The 25,822-nt window shown below is 73.2% G+C and carries 28 protein-coding genes and 1 pseudogene; 22 read left to right on the top strand and 7 right to left on the bottom strand.

The window, feature by feature from the left end; genetic code table 11:
* The 10 genes and pseudogenes from ACFV4N_RS21710 to ACFV4N_RS21665 all read left to right on the top strand — a co-directional run.
* A partial coding sequence (locus ACFV4N_RS21710) for a sodium:solute symporter family transporter (RefSeq protein ID WP_499674381.1) occupies positions 1 to 1,174 on the top strand: 1,174 nt, incomplete at its 5' end.
* A gap of 70 nt (positions 1,175 to 1,244) precedes the next feature.
* On the top strand, positions 1,245 to 1,457 hold the full coding sequence (locus tag ACFV4N_RS21705) for a hypothetical protein (RefSeq protein ID WP_499674383.1): 213 nt from the start codon (positions 1,245 to 1,247) through the stop codon (positions 1,455 to 1,457).
* A gap of 197 nt (positions 1,458 to 1,654) precedes the next feature.
* Positions 1,655 to 2,650 carry a DUF3558 domain-containing protein gene (locus tag ACFV4N_RS21700; protein WP_499674380.1) on the top strand — a complete coding sequence of 332 codons (996 nt, stop codon included), beginning with the start codon at positions 1,655 to 1,657 and terminating at the stop codon, positions 2,648 to 2,650.
* Positions 2,651 to 2,763: 113 nt separating this feature from the next.
* Entirely contained in the window at positions 2,764 to 4,269 is a 1,506-nt protein-coding gene (locus ACFV4N_RS21695) for an aldehyde dehydrogenase family protein (protein WP_499674379.1), read from the top strand.
* Between the two features lie 69 nt (positions 4,270 to 4,338).
* Positions 4,339 to 5,340 carry a dihydroxyacetone kinase subunit DhaK gene (gene dhaK, locus ACFV4N_RS21690; RefSeq protein WP_499674378.1) on the top strand — a complete coding sequence of 334 codons (1,002 nt, stop codon included), beginning with the start codon at positions 4,339 to 4,341 and terminating at the stop codon, positions 5,338 to 5,340.
* The gene (dhaL, locus tag ACFV4N_RS21685) at positions 5,340 to 5,969 is read left to right on the top strand and encodes a dihydroxyacetone kinase subunit DhaL (protein ID WP_499674377.1); all 630 of its coding nucleotides are present in this window, start codon (positions 5,340 to 5,342) and stop codon (positions 5,967 to 5,969) included. Before dhaK ends, dhaL begins: the two co-directional genes overlap by 1 nt.
* A pseudogene (gene dhaM / locus ACFV4N_RS21680) lies at positions 5,966 to 6,343 on the top strand (dihydroxyacetone kinase phosphoryl donor subunit DhaM); the annotation flags it as partial. The gene dhaL and the pseudogene dhaM, both read left to right, overlap by 4 nt.
* Before the next feature lie 186 nt (positions 6,344 to 6,529).
* Entirely contained in the window at positions 6,530 to 6,862 is a 333-nt protein-coding gene (locus ACFV4N_RS21675) for an HPr family phosphocarrier protein (RefSeq protein ID WP_499674382.1), read from the top strand.
* A 134-nt stretch (positions 6,863 to 6,996) separates the two neighbouring features.
* The gene (locus tag ACFV4N_RS21670; protein ID WP_499674376.1) at positions 6,997 to 8,775 is read left to right on the top strand and encodes a 3-hydroxyacyl-CoA dehydrogenase family protein; all 1,779 of its coding nucleotides are present in this window, start codon (positions 6,997 to 6,999) and stop codon (positions 8,773 to 8,775) included.
* A 38-nt stretch (positions 8,776 to 8,813) separates the two neighbouring features.
* Complete coding sequence (locus tag ACFV4N_RS21665) at positions 8,814 to 9,419, top strand: DUF3558 family protein (protein WP_499674375.1); 606 nt, start codon at positions 8,814 to 8,816, stop codon at positions 9,417 to 9,419.
* Positions 9,420 to 9,563: 144 nt separating this feature from the next.
* On the opposite strand, the gene ACFV4N_RS21660 is transcribed toward ACFV4N_RS21665, so the two are convergent.
* Positions 9,564 to 9,773 (bottom strand): FmdB family zinc ribbon protein, encoded by a 210-nt coding sequence (locus ACFV4N_RS21660; RefSeq protein WP_499674374.1) that lies wholly within the window; start codon positions 9,771 to 9,773, stop codon positions 9,564 to 9,566.
* A gap of 4 nt (positions 9,774 to 9,777) precedes the next feature.
* The gene (locus ACFV4N_RS21655; protein WP_499674373.1) at positions 9,778 to 10,170 is read right to left on the bottom strand and encodes a hypothetical protein; all 393 of its coding nucleotides are present in this window, start codon (positions 10,168 to 10,170) and stop codon (positions 9,778 to 9,780) included.
* A 75-nt stretch (positions 10,171 to 10,245) separates the two neighbouring features.
* On the opposite strand from ACFV4N_RS21655, the gene ACFV4N_RS21650 reads away from it, so the two are divergent.
* Both ACFV4N_RS21650 and ACFV4N_RS21645 read left to right on the top strand, forming a co-directional pair.
* Positions 10,246 to 10,539 carry an Rv1322 family protein gene (locus tag ACFV4N_RS21650; RefSeq protein ID WP_499674372.1) on the top strand — a complete coding sequence of 98 codons (294 nt, stop codon included), beginning with the start codon at positions 10,246 to 10,248 and terminating at the stop codon, positions 10,537 to 10,539.
* Positions 10,540 to 10,722: 183 nt separating this feature from the next.
* Positions 10,723 to 11,496, top strand: a complete 774-nt coding sequence (locus tag ACFV4N_RS21645; protein ID WP_499674371.1) for an alpha/beta hydrolase — start codon at positions 10,723 to 10,725, stop codon at positions 11,494 to 11,496.
* Here the strand turns inward: ACFV4N_RS21645 and ACFV4N_RS21640 are convergent.
* A complete protein-coding gene (locus tag ACFV4N_RS21640; RefSeq protein ID WP_499674370.1) occupies positions 11,472 to 12,002 on the bottom strand; it encodes a GNAT family N-acetyltransferase in 531 nt (176 codons plus the stop codon). The two genes, ACFV4N_RS21645 and ACFV4N_RS21640, sit on opposite strands and share 25 nt — an antisense overlap.
* Between ACFV4N_RS21640 and ACFV4N_RS21635 the strand changes: the two genes are divergently transcribed.
* The gene (locus tag ACFV4N_RS21635) at positions 12,001 to 12,750 is read left to right on the top strand and encodes an alpha/beta fold hydrolase (RefSeq protein ID WP_499674369.1); all 750 of its coding nucleotides are present in this window, start codon (positions 12,001 to 12,003) and stop codon (positions 12,748 to 12,750) included. The two genes, ACFV4N_RS21640 and ACFV4N_RS21635, sit on opposite strands and share 2 nt — an antisense overlap.
* A gap of 114 nt (positions 12,751 to 12,864) precedes the next feature.
* Here the strand turns inward: ACFV4N_RS21635 and ACFV4N_RS21630 are convergent, their stop codons facing one another.
* Together ACFV4N_RS21630 and ccrA are read right to left on the bottom strand one after the other, a co-directional pair.
* On the bottom strand, positions 12,865 to 14,196 hold the full coding sequence (locus ACFV4N_RS21630) for a chromosome segregation protein (RefSeq protein WP_499674368.1): 1,332 nt from the start codon (positions 14,194 to 14,196) through the stop codon (positions 12,865 to 12,867).
* Between the two features lie 63 nt (positions 14,197 to 14,259).
* A complete protein-coding gene (gene ccrA, locus ACFV4N_RS21625; protein WP_499674367.1) occupies positions 14,260 to 15,588 on the bottom strand; it encodes a crotonyl-CoA carboxylase/reductase in 1,329 nt (442 codons plus the stop codon).
* Between the two features lie 205 nt (positions 15,589 to 15,793).
* Between ccrA and ACFV4N_RS21620 the strand changes: the two genes are divergently transcribed.
* Both ACFV4N_RS21620 and ACFV4N_RS21615 read left to right on the top strand, forming a co-directional pair.
* Positions 15,794 to 16,174: an SPW repeat protein gene (locus ACFV4N_RS21620; protein WP_499674366.1), complete on the top strand. Its 381-nt coding sequence runs from the start codon at positions 15,794 to 15,796 to the stop codon at positions 16,172 to 16,174.
* A 70-nt stretch (positions 16,175 to 16,244) separates the two neighbouring features.
* A complete protein-coding gene (locus tag ACFV4N_RS21615; RefSeq protein WP_499674365.1) occupies positions 16,245 to 16,799 on the top strand; it encodes a TetR/AcrR family transcriptional regulator in 555 nt (184 codons plus the stop codon).
* Positions 16,800 to 16,833: 34 nt separating this feature from the next.
* On the opposite strand, the gene mce is transcribed toward ACFV4N_RS21615, so the two are convergent.
* Positions 16,834 to 17,274, bottom strand: coding sequence for a methylmalonyl-CoA epimerase (gene mce / locus ACFV4N_RS21610; protein ID WP_499674364.1), 441 nt, complete (start codon positions 17,272 to 17,274; stop codon positions 16,834 to 16,836).
* A 124-nt stretch (positions 17,275 to 17,398) separates the two neighbouring features.
* Here mce and ACFV4N_RS21605 point away from each other — a divergent pair, with 124 nt between their 5' ends.
* The 6 genes from ACFV4N_RS21605 (at position 17,399) to ACFV4N_RS21580 (ending at position 23,014) form a co-directional block, all read left to right on the top strand.
* Positions 17,399 to 18,586, top strand: coding sequence for an acetyl-CoA C-acetyltransferase (locus ACFV4N_RS21605; protein WP_499674363.1), 1,188 nt, complete (start codon positions 17,399 to 17,401; stop codon positions 18,584 to 18,586).
* Positions 18,587 to 18,607: 21 nt separating this feature from the next.
* The gene (meaB, locus tag ACFV4N_RS21600) at positions 18,608 to 19,573 is read left to right on the top strand and encodes a methylmalonyl Co-A mutase-associated GTPase MeaB (RefSeq protein WP_499674362.1); all 966 of its coding nucleotides are present in this window, start codon (positions 18,608 to 18,610) and stop codon (positions 19,571 to 19,573) included.
* A complete protein-coding gene (locus ACFV4N_RS21595) occupies positions 19,570 to 20,151 on the top strand; it encodes a hypothetical protein (protein WP_499674361.1) in 582 nt (193 codons plus the stop codon). Before meaB ends, ACFV4N_RS21595 begins: the two co-directional genes overlap by 4 nt.
* A 185-nt stretch (positions 20,152 to 20,336) precedes the next feature.
* Positions 20,337 to 20,735 (top strand): pyridoxamine 5'-phosphate oxidase family protein, encoded by a 399-nt coding sequence (locus ACFV4N_RS21590; RefSeq protein ID WP_499674360.1) that lies wholly within the window; start codon positions 20,337 to 20,339, stop codon positions 20,733 to 20,735.
* A gap of 46 nt (positions 20,736 to 20,781) precedes the next feature.
* Entirely contained in the window at positions 20,782 to 22,350 is a 1,569-nt protein-coding gene (locus ACFV4N_RS21585) for a sensor histidine kinase (RefSeq protein WP_499674359.1), read from the top strand.
* A gap of 10 nt (positions 22,351 to 22,360) precedes the next feature.
* Positions 22,361 to 23,014, top strand: coding sequence for a response regulator (locus tag ACFV4N_RS21580; RefSeq protein WP_499674358.1), 654 nt, complete (start codon positions 22,361 to 22,363; stop codon positions 23,012 to 23,014).
* Between the two features lie 90 nt (positions 23,015 to 23,104).
* Here ACFV4N_RS21580 and ACFV4N_RS21575 read toward each other — a convergent pair whose 3' ends face one another.
* The gene (locus ACFV4N_RS21575) at positions 23,105 to 24,655 is read right to left on the bottom strand and encodes an alpha/beta hydrolase (protein ID WP_499674357.1); all 1,551 of its coding nucleotides are present in this window, start codon (positions 24,653 to 24,655) and stop codon (positions 23,105 to 23,107) included.
* Between the two features lie 128 nt (positions 24,656 to 24,783).
* On the opposite strand from ACFV4N_RS21575, the gene ACFV4N_RS21570 reads away from it, so the two are divergent.
* A partial coding sequence (locus ACFV4N_RS21570; RefSeq protein WP_499674356.1) for a hypothetical protein occupies positions 24,784 to 25,822 on the top strand: 1,039 nt, incomplete at its 3' end.

Below are 25,822 nucleotides of genomic sequence, written 5' to 3'. Positions count from 1 at the left end.
ACTGATCGTGCTGGCCTACACCACCCTCGGCGGCCTGTCCGCGGCCATCTACAACGAGGTGCTCCAGTTCTTCGTCATCATCGCCGCGCTGCTCCCGCTGACCATCGTCGGCCTGCACAAGGTCGGCGGCTGGGACGGCCTGGTCGAGCGCGTGAAGGCCGGCCCCGGCGGCGCCGAACAGCTGTCATCGTGGCCCGCGACCGACCTGACCGGCATCGAGAACCCGGTGCTCAGCGTCATCGGCATCGTGTTCGGCCTGGGCTTCGTGCTCTCGTTCGGCTACTGGACGACGAACTTCGCCGAGGTGCAGCGCGCGCTGTCGGCCAAGAGCATGTCGGCCGCCCGGCGCACGCCCATCATCGGCGCGTACCCCAAGGTCCTGATCCCGTTCGTGATCGTCATCCCCGGCATCATCGCGGCCCTGGTCGTGCCGGAGCTCCAGGCGCTCAAGGCGGGCGGCGACAGCCAGGGCGTGGTCTACAACAACGCCCTGCCCGCGCTGATGGAGCAGCTGCTGCCCAACGGCATGCTCGGCATCGCGATCACGGGCCTGCTGGCGTCGTTCATGGCCGGCGTGGCGGCGAACGTGTCCTCGTTCAACACCGTGTTCACGTACGACCTGTGGCAGGACTACGTCAAGAAGGACCGCCCGGACGAGTACTACCTGCGGATCGGTCGCCTGGCCACGGTCGGCGGCACGGTCATCGCCATCGGCACGGCGTTCCTGGCCGCCGGCTACGGCAACATCATGGACTACATCCAGGCGCTGTTCTCGTTCTTCAACGCGCCGCTGTTCGCCACGTTCATCCTGGCCATGTTCTGGAAGCGGATGTCGGCGGCGGCGGGCTGGATCGGCCTGGTCGCGGGCACGCTCGCGGCGGTGCTGGTGTTCGTCCTCGCCGAGACCGGCGTGCTGAACCTGCCGGGCCAGGGCGCGAGCTTCGTCGGCGCCGGCGCGGCGTTCGTGGTGGACATCGTGGTGAGCGTGGCGGTCACGATGGTGACCAAACCGGTGCCCGAGGAGCGGCTGCGCGGGCTGGTCTACAGCCTCACGCCCAAGGAGGACCGCAAGCACTCCACCACCGGCGACGACGCCGGGTGGTACCGCTCGCCGGCGCTGCTGGGCGCGGGCGTGCTGGCCCTGACCGTCGTGCTCAACATCGTCTTCGCCTGACCGGGGCTGGAGGGAGGAGGTCACCGTGGCGCACAAGGCCGGACTGTTCGACCTGCGATTGGTGATCGCAATGCTCTTCGCGATCTACGGCGCGGTGGTGCTGGTGGTCGGACTCGGCTTCACCGACGAGTCCGACCTCGCCAGGGCCGACGGGCTCAACATCAACCTCTGGTCGGGGGTCGGGATGCTCGCCCTCGCCGCGGCGTTCGCGGCGTGGGCGTTCCTGAGGCCCGTCATCGTGCCGGACGAGGAGCCGGCGGGGGAGGGTCAGCGCCGGGGGTAGACCGGGTTGAACGCCTCGACCGTCCAGGCGTCGAACCGACGGATGGCGCTTCGGATGCGGTTGCGCACTCGATGTTCCTTTCGTTGGGTTCACCGGGTACAGCGCGATGACCTTCTGAATCGTTCCCGAAGGGTGTCGTGAGGACGGACACAGGGTTCTCGCCACGCACGTCGCACGCGGGAGCTACCGTGCACGTCGTGACCCGTCTGGTGGCCGTCCTGAGCGCGTTCCTCCTGCTGGCCGGCTGTGCCGGGCCGGACCTGGCGAAGCGGAACTTCCCGCGCAGCACCATCGCGGCCGAGGCCGGGAACGCCACCGCCACCTCGGGCGCGATCCCGACCAGGGTGCCCGCGGGCAAGCCCGTCGACCCGGCGTTCGCGCCCGACAAGCTGCGGCTGGTCGACCCGTGCGCGCTGCTCACCCAGGACCTGCTCGGCCGGCTCGGCAAGCCCGGCGCGGAGTCCCGCAGCGGGTTCAGCCGGTGCTCCAACTTCATGGAGGACGGCTCCGGCAAGGACCTCGGCGTCACCGTGGAGCTGGGCCAGACCATGACCGTCGAGCTGGAGGACGCCGACAAGCAGCTCGCCGGGCTGCGCAGCCACGAGCAGGTGCTGGAGAACAGCGCGTGCTTCGTGTCGGTCATCACCCAGGACGAGCCGGGCCTGGGCATCACCGTCCAGATCGGCTACGAGGACGGCGACGCGTGCGCGCTGGGCCGCCAGGTCATGGAGTCGGTGGTCGAGCAGGTCAAGGGGCGCAAGGGCGTGATCACCCCGGCGCAGGGCTCGCTGGTCGCCCTCGACCCGTGCGCGCTGCCGGACGAGGCGTCGATCCAGGCGGCGATCGGCCGCGGCGGTCACCGCGTGTTCCCGTACGGGCTGCACAACTGCTCGTGGACGGGCCCGGACCGCGAGATCACGCTGGACCTGCGCCGCACGTTCGTGCCCGCGGACCGGGAGTTCGACGACGAGCAGACCGAGGTGGACCTCGGCGACGGGGTCAAGGGCTACCAGGTCGCGGCCACCACGGCGTTCCCGTCGTGCGAGGTGCTGTGGGTGCAGCGGACCGAGCAGGACCGCGAGGGCGAGGTGGTCAAGGTGAAGGCGGCCGGGCCGGAGGAGTCGGAGTTCGACCGGTGCGCCGCCGCGGTCGCCTTCGCCAAGGTGCTGCTGGGGAAGATCCCCAGGGCCTGAGCCGGGGGTGCGCGAAAGGGCGCGGAGGTGGAGCGGGGCTTGCCGGGGGCTGACATCACGAGCAGTTGCCCGTTACTGTTCGGTAACACGTAGGTCGTCGCCTGGAGGTCCCGATGACGCAGACCGCTTCCACCACGTCCGCGCGGGCCGACGACGAGCGCAACCGGTTCGCCTCGCTCGACCCCCGCACCGGCGAGGTCGTCGGCCACCACCCGGTCGCCGGCGAGGACGAGGTGCGCGAGGCGGTGCGGCTGGCGCGCGACGCGGCCGGGTTCTGGGCCGACCTGGGCTTCGACGGCCGCCGCGCCCGGCTCGACGCGTGGCGGAAGCTGCTGGTCAAACGGCTGGACGAGGCCCAACAGCTGATCAGCGCCGAAACCGGCAAGTCCGCCGACGACGCGCGCACCGAGCTGGCCCTGGTCATCGATCACCTGCACTGGGCCGCCAAGCGCGCCGCCAAGGTGCTGGGCAGGCGCAAGGTCTCGCCGGGCCTGCTCATGTACAACCACTCGGCGACCCTGGAGTACCGGCCGCTCGGCGTGGTCGGCGTGATCGGGCCGTGGAACTACCCGGCGTTCACCCCCATGGGCTCCATCGCCTACGCGCTGGCCGCCGGCAACGCCGTGGTGTTCAAGCCCTCCGAGTTCACCCCCGGCGTGGGCGTGTTCCTGGCCTCCTCCTTCGCCGAGGTGGTACCCGAGTTCCCGGTGTTCCAGGTGGTCACGGGCTTCGGGGACACCGGCGCGGCCCTGTGCCGGTCCGGCGTGGACAAGGTCGCGTTCACCGGCTCGACGCCCACCGGGAAGAAGGTCATGGCCGAGTGCGCCGCGTCGCTGACGCCGGTGCTGGTGGAGTGCGGCGGCAAGGACCCGCTGATCGTGGCCGAGGACGCCGACGTGCGGGCCGCGGCCGAGGGCGCGGTGTGGGGCGGCATCTTCAACTCCGGGCAGACGTGCGCGGGCGTGGAGCGGGTCTACGTCGCGGACGCCGTGTACGACGAGTTCATCGCGCTGGTGACGGAGAAGGCCGGGAAGCTGCGGCCCGGCGGCGAGCCCACCGCGGACTTCGGGCCGATCACCATGCCCAAGCAGGTGGACGTCATCCAGTCGCACGTCGCGGACGCGCTGGAGCGCGGCGGGCGGGCGGTCGTGGGCGGCCTGGAGTCGATCCGGCCCCCGTACGTGGAGCCCGTGGTGCTGGTGGACGTGCCGGAGGACTCCACGGCCGTCACCGAGGAGACGTTCGGGCCGACCCTGGTGGTCAACCGGGTCGCGAACGCCGACGAGGCCGTGCGGCGCGCCAACGCCCTGTCCTACGGGCTGGGTGCCACGGTGTTCTCCCGCAACCGGGGCGAGGAGCTGGCGGCGCGGCTGCGCTGCGGCATGGTGTCGATCAACTCGGTGCTGGCCTACGCGTCGGTGCCCGGCCTGCCGTTCGGCGGGGTCGGTGACTCCGGGTTCGGCCGCATCCACGGCGAGGACGGCCTGCGCGAGTTCACCTACGCCCACTCCGTGGCCCGCAAGCGGTTCGGCGCCCTGCTCAACCCGATGACCTACGACCGGGGGTCGCGGACCATCAGGCACGTGCTCAGGCTGGTGCGCCTGCTCCACGGCCGCTGATCCCCCGGCTTTCCGCCACCAGTCCGGCGGGGTAGGAATGGGTGACCGGCGACGAGGAGGTCACCCATCGTGAAGAAGATCATCAACGATCCGTCGACCGTGGTGGTGGACGCGCTGCGCGGCCTGGCGCTCGCGCACGCCGACCTGCTGGACGTCCGGTACGACCCCGCCGTGGTGGTGCGCGCGGACGCCCCGGTGCCGCGCAAGGTCGCGGTGATCTCCGGCGGCGGGTCCGGGCACGAGCCGCTGCACGCCGGGTTCGTCGGGCGGGGGATGCTCGACGCGGCGTGCCCCGGCGCGGTGTTCACCTCGCCGACGCCCGACCAGGTCGCCGCGGCCGTGTCCCGCACCGACGGCGGCGCGGGGGCGCTGCTGGTCGTCAAGAACTACACCGGCGACGTCCTGAACTTCGAGACCGCCGCCGAGCTGGCCGCCGCCGACGGCGTGGACGTGCGCACGGTCGTCATCGACGACGACGTGGCGGTGCAGGACTCGCTCTACACGGCGGGCAGGCGCGGCGTCGGCGGGACCGTGCTGCTGGAGAAGCTCGTCGGCGCGGCGGCCGAGCGCGGCGTGGACCTCGACGGGTGCGAGGCGCTGGCGCGGCGGGTGGTCGGGCAGGTGCGGTCGATGGGGCTGGCGCTGACCCCGTGCACGGTGCCGCACGCGGGCGAGCCGTCGTTCACGCTGGGCGACGACGAGATGGAGCTGGGCATCGGCATCCACGGCGAGCCGGGGCGGCGGCGGGTGCCCGTGGGGACCGCCGACGAGCTGGTGGCGGCGCTGCTGGAGCCGGTCCTGGCCGACCTGCCGTTCTCCGCGGGCGACCGGGTGCTGCTGTTCACCAACTCGATGGGCGGCACGCCGCTGGTCGAGCTGTACCTGGCGCACGGCATCGCCGAGCGGCTGCTGGCCGAGCGGGGCATCGTGGTGGAGCGGAGGCTGGTCGGCCCTTACGTCACCAGCCTGGAGATGCAGGGCATGTCGCTGACGCTGCTCAAGGTCGACGACGAGCTGCTGGAGCTGTGGGACGCGCCCGTCCGCACGGCGGCCCTGAGGTGGGGGATCTGATGGCGTGCACGGCGGAGTCGGTGGCGGCGGCGTTGCGGTCGGCGGCGGAGGCGGTGGCCGCGCACCGCGACGAGCTGGTGCGGCTGGACCGCGAGATCGGCGACGGCGACCACGGCGAGAACCTCAAGCGCGGGTTCGACGCGCTGGTGTCCAAGTTGGACGCCGAGGTGCCCGCGTCGCCGAGCGCGGTGCTGCGCCTGGCCGCGACGACGTTGATCTCCACGGTCGGCGGCGCGGCCGGGCCGCTGTACGGGACGGCGTTCCTGCGGGCGTCGACGGCGGTCGGCGACGTGGCGGTGCTGGACGCGTCGGCGGTGGCGGCGGCGCTCCGGTCGGCGCTGGACGGCGTGGTGGCGCGCGGGAAGGCCGAGGTGGGCGACAAGACGATGGTGGACGCCCTGACGCCCGCCGTGGCCGTCGCGGAGTCGGTGGCGGCGACCGGCGGCGGGGTGGCCGGGGTGCTGGAGGCGGCGGCCGAGGCGGCGTCGCAGGGCGCGGCGTCCACGGTGCCGCTGGTGGCGCGCAAGGGGCGGGCCTCGTACCTGGGTGAGCGCAGCGCGGGGCACCTGGACCCCGGCGCGCGGTCGACGGTGCTGCTGCTGCGGGCGTTGGCCGGTGCTGCCCGGTGATCGGCCTGGTGGTGGTGTCGCACAGCGAGCGGCTGGCGGCCGGGGTGGCGGAGCTGGCGGGGCAGATGGCGCCGTCGGTGGCGATCGCGGCGTGCGGCGGCGACGGGTCCGGCGGGCTCGGGACCGACTACGCGGCGGTGGTCGAAGCCCTGGCGGCGGCCGACTCCGGTGACGGGGTGGTGGTGCTGTTCGACCTGGGCAGCGCGCGGATGGTCGCGGACATGGCGGCGGAGGAGGCGTCGGCGGCGGAGGCGGCCGGGCCGGTGCTGGTGGTGGACGCGCCGCTGGTGGAGGGCGCGGTGGCGGCGGCGGTGCGGGCGCAGGGCGGCGCGTCGTTGGCCGAGGTGGCGGCCGCGGCGGCGGAGGCGGGCGCCGGTTTCGCTCCTGCCGGTGCCGGTGCCGGTGCCGGTGCCGGGGTTGGGGTTGGGGTTGGGGTTGGTGCCGGCGCCGAGCCGGGTGGCTTCGAGGCCGCTGCCGGACCGGGTGTCCCGGGGGCCGGTGCAGATGCCGTTCCTGATCCGTCCGTCGCGGCCACGGCAGCCCTGGGCGTCGCACCGGCCGTGCCCGCCGACGCGGCGGACGCGGTGGGCACCGGGCCCGGCTCCCCGTCCGAGGTGCCTCCCGGCGCACCCGTCCGGGCCGAGGTGCGCCTCCTCAACGAGGTCGGCCTGCACGCGCGGCCCGCAGCCCTGGTCGTGCGCGCCCTGGACCCGCTCGACGCCTCCGTCACGGTGCGGTTCGGCTCGGCGGAGGTGGACGCCAAGAGCGTGTTGGCCCTGATGGGGCTGGGTGCACCCGGCGGTGCGACGGTCGAGGTCGTCGCGCGCGGCGCGGACGCGGCGGAGGCCGTGCGGCGGGTGCGGGAGCTGGCGGAGCGGCGCTTCGACGAGTGAGTTCGCGGGACGCCGCTGGACCGATCACTTGCTCGATACCGATGGTGAAGCTCACGCGAACGGTGCGTGACCAGCGTGGGATAGTCGCGACAAGTTACCGTCTGGTAGCCACTCCGGTGAGTGGGAGGTAAGCAGTGACGCGGCAGTTCAGCACGGTGGGAATCGTCGGTCTCGGCACGATGGGCGCCGGCATCGCCGAGGTGCTCGCCCGCACCGGGGTCACTGTCGTGGCGGTCGACGTGGACGAGGAGGGCCTGGTCCGCGGGCGCGGCCACCTGGAGCACTCGACGGACCGCGCGGTGGCCCGCGGCAAGCTCACCGCCGCCGAGCGCGACGAGCTGCTGTCACGCATCTCCTACGACACCTCGCTGACCGCCCTCGCGGGCGCGGACCTCGTCGTCGAGGCCGTGCCGGAGCGGGTGGAGCTGAAGGCGGCGGTGTTCGCCGAGCTGGACCGGATCTGCGGTCCGGACACGGTGTTCGCGTCCAACACGTCCTCGCTGTCGATCACCGAGATCGGTGTCCACACCGGACGCCCCGGCAAGGTCGTCGGCCTGCACTTCTTCAACCCCGCGCCGGTGCTGAAGCTGGTCGAGGTGGTGCGCACGGTCGTCACCGAGCCGGACGTCGTGGCCGACGTCGTCGCGTTCGCCGAGGGGCTCGGCAAGGCGCCGGTCGTGATCGGCGACCGGGCCGGGTTCATCGCCAACGCGCTGCTGTTCGGCTACCTCAACCACGCCGTGCGCATGTACGAGTCGCGCTACGCCACGCGGGAGGACCTCGACGCGGCCATGCGCCACGGCTGCGGCTACCCCATGGGTCCGCTCGCGCTGCTGGACCTGATCGGGCTCGACACCGCCTACGAGATCCTCGACACGATGTACCACCAGTCGCGCAACCGGCTGCACGCCCCGGCGCCGCTGCTCAAGCAGATGATCACGGCGGGCCTGCTGGGCCGCAAGAGCGGGCGCGGCTTCTACACCTACGACGGCGCGGACTCGCCGGTCGTCGTGCCGGACGCGCTCACGCCCGCGGCGGCCTCGGACGCCGTCGCCGCGCGGGAGGTGCAGCGGGTCGGCGTGATCGGCACCGGCACCATGGCCACCGGCATCGTCGAGGTGTTCGCCAAGCGCGGGTACGACGTGGTGCTGCGGGCGCGGTCGGCGGACAAGGCGTCGGCGGCGGTCGCCAAGGTGCGCAAGTCGCTGGACAAGGCCGTGTCGCGCGGCAGGCTGGCGGAGGCCGACCGCGACGCGGCGCTGGCCCGCGTCACGCCCGTCGTGGAGTTCTCGGACCTGGCCGACTGCGACCTGGTGGTCGAGGCCGTCGCCGAGGAGCTGTCGGTCAAGAAGGACGTGTTCCGGGCGCTGGACGAGGTGTGCAAGCCGGGCGCGGTGCTGGCGACCACCACGTCGTCGCTGCCGGTGATCGAGTGCGCGGCGGCCACCCGGCGCCCCGGCGACGTCGTCGGCCTGCACTTCTTCAACCCGGCGCAGGTGATGAAGCTGGTGGAGGTCGTGGAGACCATCTCGACCGCCGCGGACGTCGTCGCCACGGCCCGGCGGGTGTGCCTCGACCTCGGCAAGGCGCCGGTCCACTGCGGCGACCGGGCCGGGTTCATCGTCAACGCGCTGCTGTTCCCGTACCTCAACGACGCGGTGAAGATGCTGGAGGCGCACTACGCCTCGGCGGACGACATCGACGAGGCGATGAAGGTCGGCTGCTCGCTGCCGATGGGGCCGTTCGAGCTGCTGGACGTGGTGGGGCTGGACGTGTCGCTGGCCATCGAGCGGACCCTGTACCTGGAGTTCCGCGAAGCGGGCTTCGCCCCCGCGCCGCTGCTGGAGCACCTGGTGAAAGCGGGCAGGTTGGGTCGGAAGACGGGCAAGGGTTTCCGCGATTACGCAGCCTGAGTAGGTGCCGGCGCCCGGCGTTTGGCATCGTGGTCACCATGCGGCGTGTGGTGATCTCGCTCCTGGTGGCGGCGCTCGGTGTGACGAGCGCCTGTGCGTACACGGTGAACGGCACCGCGGTGTCGGAACAGGTGCTCGACATCGATCCGCCGTTCACCACGGAACAGCAGGCGCCGTCCACCGAGTCCTCGGACCCGGACGAGCCGTCCGGGCCGGACGACGACTCGGACACCGGGGCGGTCGGCGACATCTGCGCGTTGATGGGGTGGAAGGACCTGCCCTACGACGTGCCGGACAAGGACGCCGAACCGACCGAGACCGGGTACGACTCGAAGTTCGACCAGTCGTGCAAGTGGCAGACCGCGGTCGGTGACCTGGACGTGGGCGTGACGCTGCGGTTCCGCGAGGGGCGGCCGATCACGCTGGAGCAGAGCAACGGGGAGTTCGAGGTCGAGGGTCGTACGGTGACCTACTTCGACCGGACCACGGACACGTCGGTGCAGCCCTCGTGCGTGCTGGTGATGGACTACGCCGGGGGCGGCATCGGCATCATCGTGATCGACGGGTCGGCCCGGTTCGGCGCCATCTGCGACCAGGGGAAGAAGGTCGCCGAGGTGCTGCTGGCGAACGAGCCGACCGGCTGAGCGGGACGGCGGGCCGGGTGAGCGGGGCGGCAGGCCGGGTGAGCGGGCGGTCCCGGCGGGGAGCCTGCCCATCCCGGCGACCTCTCAGCCGCAGCGACCTCCGCTCAGCCGCCGCAGCCCTCGCTCAGTGGGAGCGGCCCTCGCTCAGCCGCAGCAGCCCCCGCCACAGCAACCGCCCCCGCCGCCACCACCGGCGGGCGCGTCGGCCTTGCCTCCGAGACCGGCCATGGTCAGCAGCTTCACGGTGTCGTCGTGGCCGTTCGGGCACGGTGCGGGCGCGGAGGCCTGGTCCATCGACCGCTTGACGTCGAAGGTCGATCCGCACGCCTTGCAACGGAACTCGTAAGTGGGCACGGCCTCATTGTCCCTGCCGCCAGGGCGCCAGCGCCACCAAGGGCACGGCCACCGCCGACACGGTCGCGAGCAACGTCAACAGCGGCAGGTCGTGCACCCAGCCCAACCCCGCGGCGGCGGCGTGGGTGCCCCCGAACACCACCAGCCACGTCCGCGCCCGAGGCCGCGACCAGACCAACACCAGCGCCGACACGGCCATGACCAGCATCAACGCCGTGGTGGCCAGCAGGACGCCCTGGCGGAGGCCGCGTGGCTGACCGATCGGCACATCGGGTTCCCGAAGCACGACCTCGACCGGGCGGTCGGCGCGCAGCCCACTCGGAGGCGCCTCGAACAGCAACCCGCGCACCACCGGCAGCAGGGTGATCAGCGCCTCCACCACCAGCAATACGGTCAATATGCCTCGTTGCCACTTGCTCACCCAGTGGACCGTAGGCGATCACCGGAAGGCCGCCGGATACCCTGGTCCCTCGTGCCACGCCGCAACCGCCCGCACCGCCGCGACGAGCCGCCACCACTCGGCGGCCACGGCTGGGCACGCGCGGAGAGCGGCCCGGACGGGGAGTGGCTGGTCCGTTCGGTCTCCGGCACCGCCACCACCAAGACCTACCGCTGCCCCGGCTGCGACCACGAGATCCGCCCGGGCACGCCACACGTGGTCGCCTGGCCCGCCGCCGACTACGGCTCGGTGGAGGACCGCCGCCACTGGCACCAAGGCTGCTGGACGTCACGAGGCCGGAGAGGCCCCACCTCCCGCCGCTGGTGACCCGCGCCCGGCCGGCACGGACCCGCGCGGCACGGACCCGCGCCCCCGGCAGGACCGGACAGGTCTGGGCAGGCAACCGCACGCGGAGCAGGAGAGCGCTTGGGCTGCCGGTGCCTGGGCTGCCGGTGCCTGGGCTGCCGGTGCCTGGGCTGCCTGGACTGCCCGGGTGGCAGGATCGGCGGTGTGGGCGAGGCAGTTCCGACCGAGGCTGTGCCGATCAAGGCCAACACCGTGCTCCCGGCCCGCCGGGAGGCGGTGACGTTGCGGACCGACGATGGGCTCGCGTTGGTCGGCGAGCTGTCGTTGCCGCCGGCCCGCGCGCCTCGGGCAACGCTGGTGCTGCTGCACCCGCTGCCCACGCACGGCGGCATGATGGACTCCCACCTCTACCGCAAGGCGGCGTGGCGGTTGCCCGCGCTGGCCGACCTCGCGGTGTTGCGGTTCAACACCCGCGGGACCGCCAGTGAGGCCGGGCGCAGCGAGGGGGCGTTCGACCACGCGGTCGGGGAGCGGCTCGACGTGGCCGCCGCCCTGGCGTTCGCGGTCGGGCGCGGGTTGCCCTCGGTGTGGCTCGTCGGCTGGTCGTTCGGAACCGACCTCGCGCTGATGTACGGGTGCGACCCCGTTGTCCGTGGTGCCGTGTTGATCTCACCTCCCCTGCGTTGGAGCACGGGTGACCACCTGCGTGCCTGGGCGCGTTCGGGTCGGCCGGTGGTATGCCTGGTGCCGGAGTTCGACACCTACCTGCCACCGACCGAGGCCAGGCGGCGGTTCGGCGCGGACATCCCGACCGCGGACGTGATCGACTTCCCCGGGGCCAAGCACCTCATGGTCGGGCAGTCCGAAGAGGTGCTCGACGCGATCGTGTCCGCGGTCGTGCCCGAGGTGCCCACGCCGTTGCCGCGCACCTGGTCCGGCCCGCACGAGCAGCGTCAGGTGACCATCGTGGCCTCCTGACGCCGCCAGACCAGCACCGGACCCTCGACCGCCGTGCGGTCGCCCACGTGCGCGAAGCCCAGCTCCTCCGCGACGCGCTGGGAGGGCTCGTCGTCGAGGTCGGTGATGATCACCACCGGACGGTTCGGCCGGAACCGGCTCGCCCAGTCGATGGCCGCGCGTGCCATCTCCGGCGCGTAGCCGCGGCCCCGGTGCCGGGGGCGGAACCGGTAGAACAGGGTGAACGTCGGTTCCCCGTCCAGGTCGTGGTGGCGCAGGCCGCCGAAGCCGATGACCTCCGCGGTCTCCGGCAGCTCCACCGCCCAGTACCCGATGCCGTCGCGTGCCCAGTGGGCCTGCCACTCCACCAGCATCCTCGCCGCTCCCTCCGCGGACGGCGGACCGGCCGGGTTGAAGCGGTTCGTCCCCGGATCGGACAGCACGGCGATCGCGGAGCGCACGTCACCCGGGCCGACGCGCCGCAGCAGGAGGCGTTCGGTGCGGATCTGATCCGGGTTGGAGGTCATGGTCGCGACGGTAGTGAGGGGGTCCGACAATTCAGGGGTGGATTCCTCGCCGTTGGTGCTGCTGCACGCTTTCCCGTTCGACTCGCGGATGTGGGACGACGTGCGTGACCTGCTGAAACCGATCACGATTGATCAACGCGGAGGCGATCGTTCACCCGATCTGGTGGCAATCGCGGACGACGTGGTCGAACTGCTGGACCGGCGCGGGATCGAGCGCGCGGTGCTCGGCGGCTGCTCGATGGGCGGCTACGTGGCGATGGCCGTGCTGCGCCGCGCCCCGGAGAGGGTGGCGGGGCTGGTGCTGGCCGACACGCGGGCCGGGGCGGACACCGAGGAGGCGCGGGCGAACCGCCTGGCGATGGCCGCGCGGGTGGAGGCGGAGGGGGTCGGGTGGGTGCCGGACACCGTGGTCGCCGGGTTGCTCGGGCCGTCGCCGGACGCGGCGGTCCTCGAACGGGTGAGGGAGCTGATCCTGGCCCAGGACCCGGCGGAGGTGGCGTGGGCGCAGCGGGCGATGGCGGCCCGACCGGATTCGACGGACGTGCTCGCGGCGGCCGACGTCCCGGCGCTGGTGCTGGTGGGTGAGCACGACGCCCTCACGCCGCCCGCGTTGGCGCGGGAACTGGCCGGGGTGCTGCGGCGGGGCGAGTACGTCGAGGTCGCCGGGGCCGGGCACCTGACGCCGTTGGAGGCGCCGGACGCGTTCACCTCGGCGGTGCTGGAGTGGCGACGCCGAGCCGGGGTCTGACCGAGCGGTTCACGGTGCCCGACCGGACGACACGCGGTGCCGGACCGGACGACACGCGATGCCCCAGTGGAGGACACGCGATGCTCCAGTGGAGGACACGCGCGTTCTGGGGGGCTAGCGCTTGCCTGCTCGGGATTTCGGGGTTGGGCGGGCGATTTTTTGGGTGGGGCCGTCCGGGGAGGGCTTGGTGGCCGGCTGGGGAGTGGCCGGCTGGGGGGTGGCCGACTGGGGGGTGGTGGGCTGGTCGGTCGCCGAGGGGGTGGTGGTGGCCGGAGGAGGGGTGGGCTGGTCCGGCTGGGAGGTGGGCGGCTGCTGCTGGGTGGGCTGCGGCTGCGAAGGCTGAGGGGGCTGCGGCTGCGAGGGCTGCTGGGTGGGCGGCTGGGGCTGGGCAGGCGGTTGCTGCTGGGTGGGCGGCTGCGGGTGCTGGGGCTGGCGGGTGGGTGGGCGTTCCTCGTCCAGCGGGTCCAGGAGGGGGGTCACGTCGTGCAGGGCGGTGCGGACCGCGTGGAGTTGCTGGGACAGGCGGTTGCGCAGCTGCTTGAGGGCGTCGACCTGGGTGCTCGCCTGGCTGACGCGGCGGTTCGACTCCTCGGTGGCCTCGCGGACGCGGCGGTTCGCCTCGTCGGTCGCCTCCTGGACGCGCGCGGTGGCCTCGCTGATCGAGTCGTGCCGCCGGCGGTTGGCCTCCTCGGTGGCCTCGCGGACCAGGCGCTGCGCCTCGGCGCTCGACGCCGCCGCCTCCTGGTTGATCTGCGCCCGCACGCGCGCGGCCTCCTCGGCCGCCTCCCGCACGCGCCGCTCGGCCTCGGCCTTGGACGCCGCCTCCTGCTCGGCGAGGGTCTTCATCGACTCGACCCGGCGGGCCGCCATCGCGATCTCGAAGTCCTCCTCGATCGTGGTCCGGCGCTGGAGGGACTCCTCGTCCAGCCGGGCCGCCGCCTCGCGCGCCTCGCCCACGATCCGCTCGGCCTCGGCCCGCGCCTGCTCCAGCACGCCCCGGTGCTCGGCCTCCATCTCGGCGCGGCGCTGGTCCAGGTCGGTGAGCAGCTTCTCGTAGCGGGCGCGCAGCGCCGCCGCGTCCGACTCGGCCTTGGCGCGGATGTGCCCGCCCTCGGCCTCGGCCCGCGCGCGGATCTCGTTCGCCTCGTCCTGCGCGAGCCGCAGCATCCGCTGGAGGCGTTCGCTCAGGCCCTCCAACGTGGTCGGCGGCAGCGACAGCCGCTCCACCTGGCCGCGCAGCTCGGCGATCTCGGAGCGGGCGGCCTCGAGCTGGCGGGCGAGGTCGTTGGTCTGCGACACCGCCGCGTCGCGGTCGGCGGCGAGCAGGCGCAGGTCCGAGTCCAGGCGCTCCAGGTGGTCCTCGACCTGGGCGCGGTCGTACCCGCGCTTGACGATGTCGAAGCCGGATCCCAGGGGGACGAGGTCACGGTCGTCGGCGAGGCCCATGACGTGCACGTTACCCGTTCCCGGTGCGCGGCGGGCACCGGGAACGGGTAGTGCCGGAACGCCTCAGACGCCCCGGAAGCGGTTGATCCCGGACAGGTGCCGCTCGCGCTTCTCCGCGTCCCGCACGCCGAGGCCCTCGGTCGGGGCGAGCGCCAGCACGCCGACCTTGCCCTGGTGCGCGTTGCGGTGCACGTCGTTCGCCGCCTGGCCGGTGTCCTCCAACGAGTACACCTTGGACAGTGTCGGGTGGATCTTCCCCTTCGCGACCAACCGGTTGGCCTCCCACGCCTCGCGGTAGTTGGCGAAGTGCGAGCCGACGATCCGCTTGAGGTGCATCCACAGGTACCGGTTGTCGTACTGGTGCAGGTACCCGCTGGTGGAGGCGCAGGTCACGATGGTGCCGCCCTTGCGCGCCACGTACACCGACGCGCCGAACGTCTCCCGGCCCGGGTGCTCGAACACGATGTCCGGGTCGTCGCCGCCGGTCAGCTCGCGGATCTTCGCGCCGAGCCGCTTCCACTCCGACACGTCCTGCTCGTGCTCGTCCTTCCAGAACCGGTAGCCCTCGGCGGTGCGGTCGATGATCAGCTCCGCGCCCATCCGGCGGCAGATCTCGGCCTTCTCCGGGGAGGACACGACGCACACCGGGGTGGCCCCGCCGTTGAGCGCGAACTGCGTGGCGTAGGAGCCGAGGCCGCCGGAGGCGCCCCAGATCAGGACGGTGTCGCCCTGCTTCATGTTGGCCCCGTTGGCCGACACGAGCTGCCGGTAGGCGGTGGAGTTCACCAGACCGGGGGACGCCGCCTCCTCCCACGTGAGGTGGTCGGGCATCGGCATCAGCTGGTTGGACTTGACCAGCGCGACCTCCGCGAGGCCGCCGTAGTTGGTCTCGAAGCCCCAGATGCGCTGCTGCGGGTCGAGCATGGTGTCGCTGTGCCCGTCGGGGTGCTCCAACTGCACGTCCAGGCAGTGCGCGACGACCCGGTCACCGGGCTTCCACGCGTTCACGCCGGGCCCGGTGCGCAGCACCACGCCCGCCAGGTCGGAGCCCACCACGTGGTAGGGCCGGTCGTGCCGGCCGCCGTACTTCTTGAGGAACGCGAACGTCGGCAGCGGCTCGAAGATCGAGGTCCACACCGTGTTGTAGTTGATCGCGCTGGCCATCACGGCCACCAGCGCCTCGCCCGGGGCCAGCTCCGGCGTGGGGACCTCGTCGACGTGCAGGGACTTGCGCGGGTCCTTGTCCTTGGTGGCGAGCCCCTCGAACATGCCGACCTCGTCGGCGTGCACCGTCACGCCCCGGTAGCTCTCCGGCACCGGGAGCGATCCGATGGCCTCCAGTTCGTCGGCGAGGATGGCATCGAGGATCTCCTGCACGGCGTTCCCTCCCATTCGGGGGCAAGGGGATGTGGGACTTGGGGTGGGACTTTGCGCTGCGCCCACGCGAGTTGCCGGAGGTTACCCACGGGTAACCGATTCAGATGCCGGACCTGTGAGGCACCGCACGCCGCTTTCCCCCGATCGGCCGTCCTTGACCGGGCGGCCAACCAGGCGGAGCATCGACGGTGTCCGAACGATGAGGACGGAGGTGCAGGTCATGACCAAGGCGTGGACCAGGTGGCAGGACTGGGCCGAGGTCGTCATCGGCGTGCTCGTGCTGCTCTCGCCGCTCGTGGTGGAAACTTCCACCGCGGGCATGTGGACGATGGTCGTGCTGGGCGCGCTGATCGCCCTCGACGGGCTCGCGTCGCTCGCGAGGCCCGCGATGGTGTACGGCGAGTGGTTCCAGGTCGTCCTCGGCGCGCTGCTGTTCATCGCGCCGTGGGTGATCGGATACAGCGACCTGACCGCGGCGTCGTGGGTGTCCTGGATCGGCGGCGCGCTGACCGTCGCGATGGGCGCGATGGCCATGCCCGCGGCGAACGCGGCGCACGGCGCGCGCGGGGCGCACGGCCGCCGGGTGCCCGGCACCGCGTGAACCGGGGTCCGACCGAGGTGCAGACCGGGGCCCGCGGCGTGCCGCGGGTCCCACCGGCGAAGGGCGAGGGGTGACCGGGGACCCGGCCAGGGAGAGGATCTTGCGGGCGGCCGAGGAGCTGTTCGCCGAGTCGGGCTTCGACGCCACGCCCACCTCGCGCATCGCCGAGCGCGCCGGTGTGCCCAAGGGCCTGGTGCACTACTACTTCCGCCGCAAGCCCGACCTCCTGGCGGCCCTCGTCGAACGCCTGCCGGACGGCACGGTGGACGCGCGCCGCGTGGTGGTCGCGGGCGACGTCGCGGAGAGCCTGCGCAGGCTGGTCGCGGCCCTGGACGCGCGGCTCGCCGCGTCACCGCTGCTCAGCCACCTGCTGTGGCGCGAGCCCGACACGCACGAGGCGGTCCGGGACGCGCTGCACGCGCGGTACGAGGCCGTGGTGCGGCAGATCCGCGAGGTCATCCTCGGCGCGGGTGGCGCCGCGGTGGCGGCCGAGGACGTCGACGGCGCCGCCGCGCTCGTCGCGCTGGCGGTCAGCTACCGGCACTCGGTGGCCCGGCACGCGGTGGGCGACGACCGGATGGACCGCGAGCTGACCTTCGTGGCGGCGGCGCTCCAGCGCTCCTGAAACCGAGCACCCCTGAGGGCGGCGACCCGGCGGGTCAGTGGTCGGCGGGTTCGACCAGCTCGACCAGCACGCCGCCCGCGTCCTTGGGGTGCACGAAGTTCACCCGGCTGCCCGCGGTGCCCCGCTTGGGCGCGTCGTACAGCACCCGGAGGCCCTTCGCGCGCAGGACGTCGCTCGCCGCGTCCACATCGGACACCCGTAGGGCGAGCTGCTGGAGCCCGGGGCCGGACCGGTCGAGGAACTTCGCGATGGTCGACTCGGGGGTCAGCGGCGCGAGGAGCTGGACCGCGGCGCCCGTGCCGTCGTCGCCGGGCGCGCGCAGCATCGCCTCCCGGACGCCCTGGTCCTCGTTGACCTCCTCGTGGGCCAGCTCCAGCCCGAAGTGCTCGCGGTGGAACGCGACCGCGGCGTCGAGGTCCGGCACCGCGATGCCGACGTGGTCTATGGCGGTTACGAGACCGCGGAGTTCTTCCATGTCAGGGAAGGTAACCGCCGAATCGGTGCAGGTGCCGCTGTGCGACGTCTCACAAGACTACCGCCGGGTAACCCTGGGTATCGTGGCGTGTTAACAACCGCTTACACCCGCTGTGGAGGCTGCTGTGTCCGGTTCCGTCATCGTCGCCGGGGCCCGTACCCCGATGGGGCGACTGCTCGGATCGCTGAAGGACTTCTCCGGCGCCCAGCTCGGCGGCGTCGCCATCAAGGCGGCGCTGGAGCGGGCCGGGGTGGCGCCCGAGCAGGTCCAGTACGTGATCATGGGCCAGGTGCTCACCGCGGGCGCGGGCCAGATCCCGGCGCGCCAGGCCGCGGCGCACGCCGGCATCCCCCTGACGGTGCCCGCGCTGACCGTCAACAAGGTCTGCCTCTCCGGCATCGACGCCATCGCGCTGGCCGACCAGCTCATCCGGGCGGGTGAATTCGACGTGGTGGTCGCCGGCGGCCAGGAGTCGATGACCCAGGCGCCGCACCTGCTGCCCAAGTCCCGCGGCGGGTTCAAGTACGGCGACGTGACCATGCTCGACCACATGGCCCACGACGGCCTGTTCTGCGCCTTCGACCAGGTCGCCATGGGCGCCTCCACCGAGAAGCACAACGCCCGCTACGGCCTGACCCGCGAGGAGCAGGACGCGTTCGCCGCCCGCTCGCACCAGCTCGCCGCCAAGGCGGCCGGGAACGGCGTGTTCGACGAGGAGATCGCGCCCGTGGCGATCCCGCAGCGCAAGGGCGACCCGGTGCTGTTCGCCACCGACGAGGGCGTGCGCGCCGACACCACCGTTGAAACCCTGGCCAAGCTGCGCCCGGCGTTCGCCTCCGACGGCACCATCACGGCCGGCTCGGCCTCGCAGATCTCCGACGGCGCGGCCGCCGTGGTCGTGATGAGCAAGGCCAAGGCCGAGGAGCTGGGCCTGACCTGGCTGGCCGAGATCGGCGCGCACGGCGTGGTCGCCGGCCCGGACGCGAGCCTGCACGAGCAGCCCGCGAACGCGATCAAGGCCGCGTGCGCCAAGGAGGGCATCGACCCGGCCGACCTGGACCTGGTCGAGATCAACGAGGCGTTCGCCGCGGTCGGCGTCGTCTCCACCCGTCAGCTCGGCATCGCCGAGGAGAAGGTCAACGTCAACGGTGGCGCGATCGCGCTGGGCCACCCGATCGGCATGTCCGGCGCCCGGATCGCGCTGCACCTCGCCCTGGAGCTCAAGCGCCGCGGCGGCGGCGTGGGCGCGGCCGCCCTGTGCGGCGGCGGCGGTCAGGGCGATGCGCTGATCGTCCGTGTGCCGAAGGCCTGATGATCCCTAAGGTCTTCAGGTGTGGAGCGGACCGTTGACGTAGCAGAGCTGGTCGACCGCGCGCGTGCCGGACAACCGCGCGCGGTCGCCAGGCTGATCTCCCTGGTCGAGGACGCGAGCCCGCTGTTGCGGGAGGTGGCCGCGGCGCTCGCGCCGTTCTGCGGCAACGCCAGGGTGATCGGCCTGACCGGGTCGCCCGGCGTGGGCAAGTCCACGTCGACCTCGGCCCTGGTGAAGGCCTACCGGGAGCGCGGCGCGAAGGTCGGCGTGCTGGCGGTGGACCCGTCCTCGCCGTTCTCCGGCGGCGCGCTGCTCGGCGACCGGGTGCGGATGGGCGAGCACGCCACCGACCCGGGCGTGTTCATCCGCTCCATGGCCACCCGCGGCCACCTGGGCGGCCTGTCCTGGGCCACGCCGCAGGCGCTGCGCGTGCTCGACGCGGCGGGCTGCGACGTGGTGCTGGTCGAGACGGTCGGCGTGGGCCAGTCCGAGGTCGAGGTGGTGTCGCTGGCCGACACCACGGTGGTGCTGCTGGCGCCCGGCATGGGCGACGGCGTCCAGGCCGCCAAGGCGGGCGTGCTGGAAATCGCCGACGTGTTCGTGGTGAACAAGGCCGACCGCGACGGCGCCGACCAGACCGCGCGCGACCTCAAGCACATGATCTCGCTGGGCCGCCGGGAGCGGGAGGGCCGCTCGTGGCGGCCACCGGTGGTGAAGACGGTCGCCGCGCGCGGCGAGGGCGTCGCCGACGTGGTGGAGGAGATCGAGGCGCACCACGCGTGGCTGGTCGAGCGGGGCGAGCTGGGGCGCCGCCGCGCCGCCCGCGCCGCCCGCGAGGTCGAGGCCATCGCGCTGGAGCGGGTGCGGTCCCGGTTCGGGGGATTGCGCGGCGGCGGCGCGCTGGAGACCCTGGCGGAGCGGGTCGCGTCGGGCGGGCTGGACCCCTACGCCGCGGCGGACCTGCTGGTCGAGGGGGTGCGCGCGTGACGCGGGTCGTGGTCGACATCGGGGCGAGGAGCACCAGGCGGGTGGTCGCGTGCGCGTCCGCGACCGGCGCGCTGGGGGTGGCGGCGCTGGTCGGCGCGGTGGTCGCGCACGCCGGCGGCGAGGGGGCGGTCGGCGCGATCGGCCTGGTCGTCGGCCTGGCGCTGACCGGGATCGCGCTGGTCGCGGTGCTGAACCGGGCGGAGCTGTCGCGCCCGCGCAAGCTCGTGTTCGACGACCCGGGCGTGCGCTGGGACGACCCGGGCGGCGAGCCGTGGGCGGTGGCGTGGCCCGAGCTGGGCGCGGTGCGGCTGTCGCGGACCAGGGCGCGGTTCTTCCACCCGGCCGACTCCGCCGTGCGCAGGACCGGCGTCCGGTTCGACCTGCTGCCCGCCGACCCGGACGCGTTCCGGGCCTCCCACGCCGACCTGGCGCACCTGGCCCGCGAGGACGGCACCTACCGCCTGCTCCTGGGCGACTCGGCGGGCGTGGTCCGCGCGGTGGAGCGCGCCGTGCTCGGGTTCGCGCCCCACCTGTGGCGCGGCGTCCAGGACGAGGGCGTGGCCACGGCCCTGGCGTGAGCGCCGCCCCGGCGTGAGCACCGCGCCGTGCGGACCGGTGCGGGCGGCGGGCGACCCCGTGCGGCCGGCCCTCGCCCGCGCCCCTCGCCCGGATGAGCCCGGGAACCCGGGACTTCCGACCCTAGGCAACGGCGGCCCCGCGGCAGAACGTGGTAACCCGGCAACGGTGGATGCAGAGGGGTGCCATGTACGACGCCGCCGGCCTTCAGGTGCTCGCCCGCGACGAGTGCCTGCGACTGCTCGGCTCGACCGCGGTCGGCCGACTCGTCTACACCGACCGGGCACTCCCCGTAGTCCACCCGGTCGTGTACGTCCTGGACGGGGAGTGCGTGGTGCTGCGCGTGCCGGACGGCAGCGCGACGCTCGTCGCCCGCGACACGATCGTGGCGTTCCAGATCGACGAGATAGCCCCGGACCTGTCCAAGGGCTGGTCGGTGATGGGGATCGGGCACGTCACCGAGGTGGACGACGAGCTCCGGCTCACCGAGCTCCGGCGGCTGCCGCTGCCCTCGCGCGGCTGGGGCGAGCGCGACCACTACCTGGTCGTGGACCTCGAAGTGCTCTCGGGTCGTCGCATTCCGTAGTGGGCAGGCGTTACTCTCGTGGCCCCTCAGCCCTAGGTGGTCTCGCGTGGCCGGTTCCCCGGACGACAACGCGGTGCGACTGGACGGCCTGCTCCGCGAGCTGACCGACCGCACCGCCGAGGTGATCTTCTCGCAGGAGCGGCTGCACCGGCTGCTCGCCGCGGTCGTGTCCCTCGCCAGCGACCTGTCGCTCCCGGACGTCCTGCGCCGCATCGTCGAGTCGTCGTGCGAGCTGGTCGACGCGCGCTACGGCGCGCTGGCCGTGGTCGGCCCGAACCGGCAGCTGCTGGAGTTCACCCGCGGCGAGGGCCACCACAGCGCGTTCGACGTGCCCGCGCCCGGCGAGGAGGTCGCGTTCGACCCGGCCTCGCCCCACTTCCTCGGCGTGCCGGTGCACGTGCGCGGCGAGGTGTTCGGCAACCTCTACCTCACCGACAAGGAGGGCGGCGACTTCACCCGCGCCGACCAGGAGGTGGTGCTGGCGGTGGCCGCCGCCGCGGGCATCGCCATCGAGAACGCCCGCCTCTACGAGCAGTCGCGGCAGCGGGAGGTGTGGCTGCGGGCGTCCAACGAGGTGACGAACGCGCTGCTCACCGGCAGCCCCGACCGGGACGCGCTGCGCCTGGTCGCGGTGCGGGCGCGGCTGGCCGCCGACGGCGTGGCCGCGCTGCTGGCGCTGCCGGACCTCCAGGGCGAGCTGGCCGTGCGGGTGATGGACGGCGAGTTGAGCGGGTTCGACCCGTCGCGCGAGTGCGGCGAGGTGTTCGACACCGGCCGGGCCAGGGTGTTCGCCGGCCTGCCCGACCACGGCGACCGCATCGGGCCCGCCCTGGCCGTGCCGCTGGCCGCGGGCGAGCGGGTGCTGGGCGTGCTGCTGGTGGCGCGGGCGCCCGACGGGGTCGGGTTCGACGACCCGGACGTGGCCCTGGTCGAGTCGTTCGCGCGCCAGGCCGCGCTGATCCTGGAGTTCACCCGGGCCACCGGCGCGGGGCGGCGGCTGGCCGTGCTGGAGGACCGCGACCGCATCGCCCGCGACCTGCACGACCTGGTCGTGCAGCGGCTGTTCGGCCTGGGCCTGGGGCTCCAGGGCCTCAACGGGCTGGTCGAGCAGCCGGTGGTGGCGCAGCGGCTCGCGGACTTCGTCACCGAGGTCGACCAGACCATCCGGGAGATCCGGCGCACCATCTTCTCGCTCCAGGAACCGCCCGCGGGCGCCGCCGACCTGCGGGCCCGGCTGCTCAAGGTCGTGCAGGACTCGACCCGGCTGCTCGGGTTCGAGCCCACCCTGGTCCTGGACGGGCCGGTCGACTCCGTGGTGCCCGACCACCTGCGCCCCGACCTGCTGGCCACGCTGCGCGAGGCGCTGGCCAACGCGGCCAGGCACGCGGCGGCGGGCAAGGTCGAGGTGGAGGTCTCGGTGGACCGCGCGGCGACGTGGCTGCGGCTGGTCGTCCGGGACGACGGCGCGGGCCTGCCGGTCGGCCGCGCCCGGCACACCGGCGGCGTGGCCAACATGGTGGCGCGCGCCCAGCGGTGGGACGGCAACTGCGAAATTCACTCGGAAGAAGGACGTGGTGTAACAGTGACGTGGTCCGTGCCGTTGATGTCGGGGTAGGGGAGGCGCAATGACCATCTCGGTGCTGCTCGTCGACGACCACGAGATCGTCCGGCGCGGGTTGCAGCAGCTGCTCGCCCTGGAACCCGACATCGAGGTCGTCGGCGAGGCGGAGGACGCGGCCTCGGCGGTGACGGCCGCCGCGACCCACCGGCCCGACGTGGCCGTGATCGACGTGCGGCTGCCCGACGGCGACGGGGTCACCGTGTGCCGCGAGATCCGCTCGACCGTCCAGCCGCCGCCCGCGTGCCTGATGCTGACCTCGTACTCCGACGACGAGGCGCTGTTCGGCGCGATCATGGCGGGCGCGGCCGGGTACATGCTCAAGCAGGTGTCGGGCAACGACCTGGTCTCGGCCATCCGCACGCTCGCGGCCGGCGGGTCGCTGCTGCACTCGGGCGTGACCGCGACGGTGCTCCAGCGGCTGCGGGGCGGCGCGGTCGAGGACCCGCGCTACGCGGCGCTGAGCCCGCAGGAGCGGCGGATCCTCGACCTGATCGCCGAGGGCCTGACCAACCGGCAGATCGCCAACCGGCTGTACCTGGCGGAGAAGACGGTCAAGAACTACGTCTCCTCGCTGCTGCACAAGCTCGGCTTCGACCGGCGCACCGAGGCCGGCGTGTACGCGGCGCGGCGGCGGCAGGGCGGCGGTCCGGCGCACTGAGGCGCCGGGGGCCCGGCCGCGCGGGCGACCGGACCCCCTGAGGCGTTCACCTCGGCGTTCACGGAGGTGTTCGCCGGGGTGTTCACCGCGTCACAGCGGCCAGCCCAGCGGTGTCGGCAGCACCTGCGCGGCGGCGGGCGCCGTCGGGTCCGGCAGCGGCACGCCGGGGCACGTCGACTCCGCCGGCGGCACCACGCCGTCGACGACGAACGACTCGACCACGTCGTCCACGCACGCGTTGCCGAAACCGTAGATGCCGTGGTCGCCCTCGTCGGTCACGGTCAGCAGCCGCGAGCCGGCGAAGTTCCGGTGCGCCCGCTGCGCGCCCTCCAGCGGCGTGGCCGGGTCGCGCACCGACTGCACCATCAGCACCGGCGGCACGCCCTTGCCGTTCGGCTTCTTCAGGTTCAGCGCCGGCCGGTCCCAGAACGCGCACGGCGCCGCGATCTGGTAGTAGCCGAACAGCGGGTACTGCCTGCCCAGGCGCTCGGCCTCCAGCGCCAGCGTGGTCCGGTTGTGGCGGAACCGCGTGTCGTTGCACAGGACCGAGTACAGCGTCCCGTTCGAGGCGTCCGGGTACTGGGCGACGGCGGTGGCCACGGCGGCCGGGGCCGTGCGCGCCTCCGCGGCCGTGGCCTGCGCCAAGGCGGCCAGGAACTCCGCGACCTGCGGGAACGTCTGCTTGCTGTACTGGCCCCGGATCAGGACCAGGTCCAGCAGGGTCGCGTCCACCACGCCGCCGTCCGGCAGCGGCAGCGGGCTCGCGGCCAGCTCCGCCCTGGTCGCCTCGTACGCCTGCCGCACCCCCTCGGCGGTCGTGCCCAGGTGGTAGAGGCCGTCGTACCGGGCGACCCACGGCAGGAAGTCGGTCCGGAAGCGCCGCTCGAAGCCGAAGCCGAAGTTGTCGAAGACGTCCTGCCAGGTGCTGGTGAAGTCGACGTTGGAGTCGAGCACGAACCTGTCCACCCGCTCCGGGAAGTAGGTGGCGTAGTAGGCGCCCATCCAGCTGCCGCCGGAGTACCCGATCCAGTTGATCTTCTCCCGGCCCAGCAGGTGCCGCAGCAGGTCGAGGTCGCGGACGGTCTGCTCGGTGTTGACCAGCTTCCCGAACTCGCCCGAGCGGACCTGGCACGCCGTGGCCTGGAGCTCGGCGGCGTCGTAGATCAGCTCCGTGTTGGCCCGGCTGCGGTCGCGCGTGTCGGTGACGGTCAGGAAGTCGAACCCGCCGCACGTGGTGTTGCTGCTCGCGCCCGTGCCGCGCACGTCGATGCCGATGACCTCCAGGTCCGCGACCAGCTTCGCCCGGCTCGCGAACACCGCCGGCAGGAGCCGCCCGGCGGCGCCCGGACCGCCCGGGTTGGTCAGCACGCTGCCCCTGGCCTGCCCGTTCGCGGCCTTGAGCCGGCTCACCGCGATGGTGATCGACCGGCCGTCGGCGGGCGTGCGCCAGTCGAGGGGCGCGGTGAACGAGCCGCACTCCAGGCCCTGGAGCTCGGGCTCGGCGCACGGCTGCCACGCGATGGTCTGGTCCAGGTGCGGGTTGGGCCCGGCCTGCGGGTCGGGCCCGGCGGCCCGCGCGAGCGCCGGCGGACCCGTGGCCAGCAGGAGCGCGGACACGGCTACGGCGAATTTCCTTCTCATCTGTCCCCCTCCGATCGAGGTGTCCACCCCATCGCCTGCGTACTGTTGCGGACAAGGGAGGAAAGGTGGCGTTCGGCACTACGAAAGTCTTCGTTTGGTCCGGCTCGGAGGGAAGTAAAGTCGCTGGAGTGGGGATTTTCCGGAGGAAGCGGCCCGCCGCGGTCGCCCGCGAGGTGGTGCGCGACCACACCTACGACGACGCGATCCTGGACATCGCCGCCGAGGAGATGGACGCGGGCCACCTGAGGGCCGCCACGACTGTGCTGGCGGAGTGCCGCGAGGAGCCCGAGGTGCGCGCGCTGCGCGCCGAGGTGCTGGGCGAGCACGCCATCGGTCACGCGGACGAGCTGCTGGAGCTGGCCAAGGGCAACAGCGACCCCGACCTGTGGCTGCTGGCCGGCACGGCGTTCGTCCGGGAGGCGTGGGCGATCCGCGGCTCCGGGCGGGCGGACACCGTCGGCAAGGACCGCTTCAAGGTCTTCTTCGGGACCCTGCGCAAGGCCGTCGCCCCGCTGCACGAGGCCGCCAAGCTCCTGCCCCGCGACGCCGTGCCGTGGGCGCAGCTCCAGACCGCGGGCCTCGGCCTGCAGGTGGACCGGGAGCAGAAGGACGAGGTGTGGCGGGAGATCGCGGCCCGCTGCCCGACCCTGTACCCGGCGCACTGGACGAGGTTGCAGATCCTGGCCGCCAAGTGGGGCGGGTCGGCGGAGGAGATGATGGCGTTCGCGCAGGGCAGCGTGGACGCCGCGCCGCCCGGCGACCCGGTGGTGGCCATGCTGCCGCTGGCCCACTTCGAGATCTTCCTGGAGCAGTTCGAGGACGCCGTGCAGTCGCGCAGCGCGCTCAAGATCGCGGGTCTGAAGATGCGCTACTTCGGCAGGCACCGGGACGAGATCGCGACCGCCGCGGACAAGTGGGCGGCGGACCGGTGGGGCGCGGACAAGAAGGACCCGGGCAAGCGGGGCGCGGCCGCCAAGTCCCACCCGAGGGCCCTCCAGGCGCACAACCTGTTCGCGGCGGCGTTCGCCCTGGCCGACGACGCGCCGCGGGCCAAGCGCCACCTGCTGGGGATGCGCGACCACGTGCACGAGGTGCCGTGGGCGTACGTCGCCTACCTGGCCGACGACCTGGAGAAGGAGTACTCGGAGCTGGCGAACAAGTACCTGC

This window comes from Actinosynnema sp. NPDC059797, from assembly GCF_042732085.1.
Classification (GTDB): Bacteria; Actinomycetota; Actinomycetes; order Mycobacteriales; family Pseudonocardiaceae; genus Actinosynnema.
The sequence above is the reverse complement of the archived record's forward strand: the minus strand, read 5'-3'. Positions and strand labels throughout refer to the sequence as shown.

Coding starts and splice junctions, on each gene's coding strand:
- ACFV4N_RS21590 (WP_499674360.1), top strand. CDS start 20,337: ATGTACGACGCCGCCGGCCTTCAGGTGCTCGCCCGCGACGAGTGCCTG.
- ACFV4N_RS21695 (WP_499674379.1), top strand. CDS start 2,764: ATGACGCAGACCGCTTCCACCACGTCCGCGCGGGCCGACGACGAGCGC.
- ACFV4N_RS21630 (WP_499674368.1), bottom strand. CDS start 14,196: ATGGGCCTCGCCGACGACCGTGACCTCGTCCCCCTGGGATCCGGCTTC.
- ACFV4N_RS21580 (WP_499674358.1), top strand. CDS start 22,361: ATGACCATCTCGGTGCTGCTCGTCGACGACCACGAGATCGTCCGGCGC.
- dhaL (WP_499674377.1), top strand. CDS start 5,340: ATGGCGTGCACGGCGGAGTCGGTGGCGGCGGCGTTGCGGTCGGCGGCG.
- ACFV4N_RS21705 (WP_499674383.1), top strand. CDS start 1,245: ATGCTCTTCGCGATCTACGGCGCGGTGGTGCTGGTGGTCGGACTCGGC.
- ACFV4N_RS21640 (WP_499674370.1), bottom strand. CDS start 12,002: ATGACCTCCAACCCGGATCAGATCCGCACCGAACGCCTCCTGCTGCGG.
- ACFV4N_RS21665 (WP_499674375.1), top strand. CDS start 8,814: ATGCGGCGTGTGGTGATCTCGCTCCTGGTGGCGGCGCTCGGTGTGACG.
- ACFV4N_RS21635 (WP_499674369.1), top strand. CDS start 12,001: ATGGTCGCGACGGTAGTGAGGGGGTCCGACAATTCAGGGGTGGATTCC.
- ACFV4N_RS21575 (WP_499674357.1), bottom strand. CDS start 24,655: ATGAGAAGGAAATTCGCCGTAGCCGTGTCCGCGCTCCTGCTGGCCACG.
- mce (WP_499674364.1), bottom strand. CDS start 17,274: ATGGAAGAACTCCGCGGTCTCGTAACCGCCATAGACCACGTCGGCATC.
- ACFV4N_RS21620 (WP_499674366.1), top strand. CDS start 15,794: ATGACCAAGGCGTGGACCAGGTGGCAGGACTGGGCCGAGGTCGTCATC.
- ccrA (WP_499674367.1), bottom strand. CDS start 15,588: ATGGGAGGGAACGCCGTGCAGGAGATCCTCGATGCCATCCTCGCCGAC.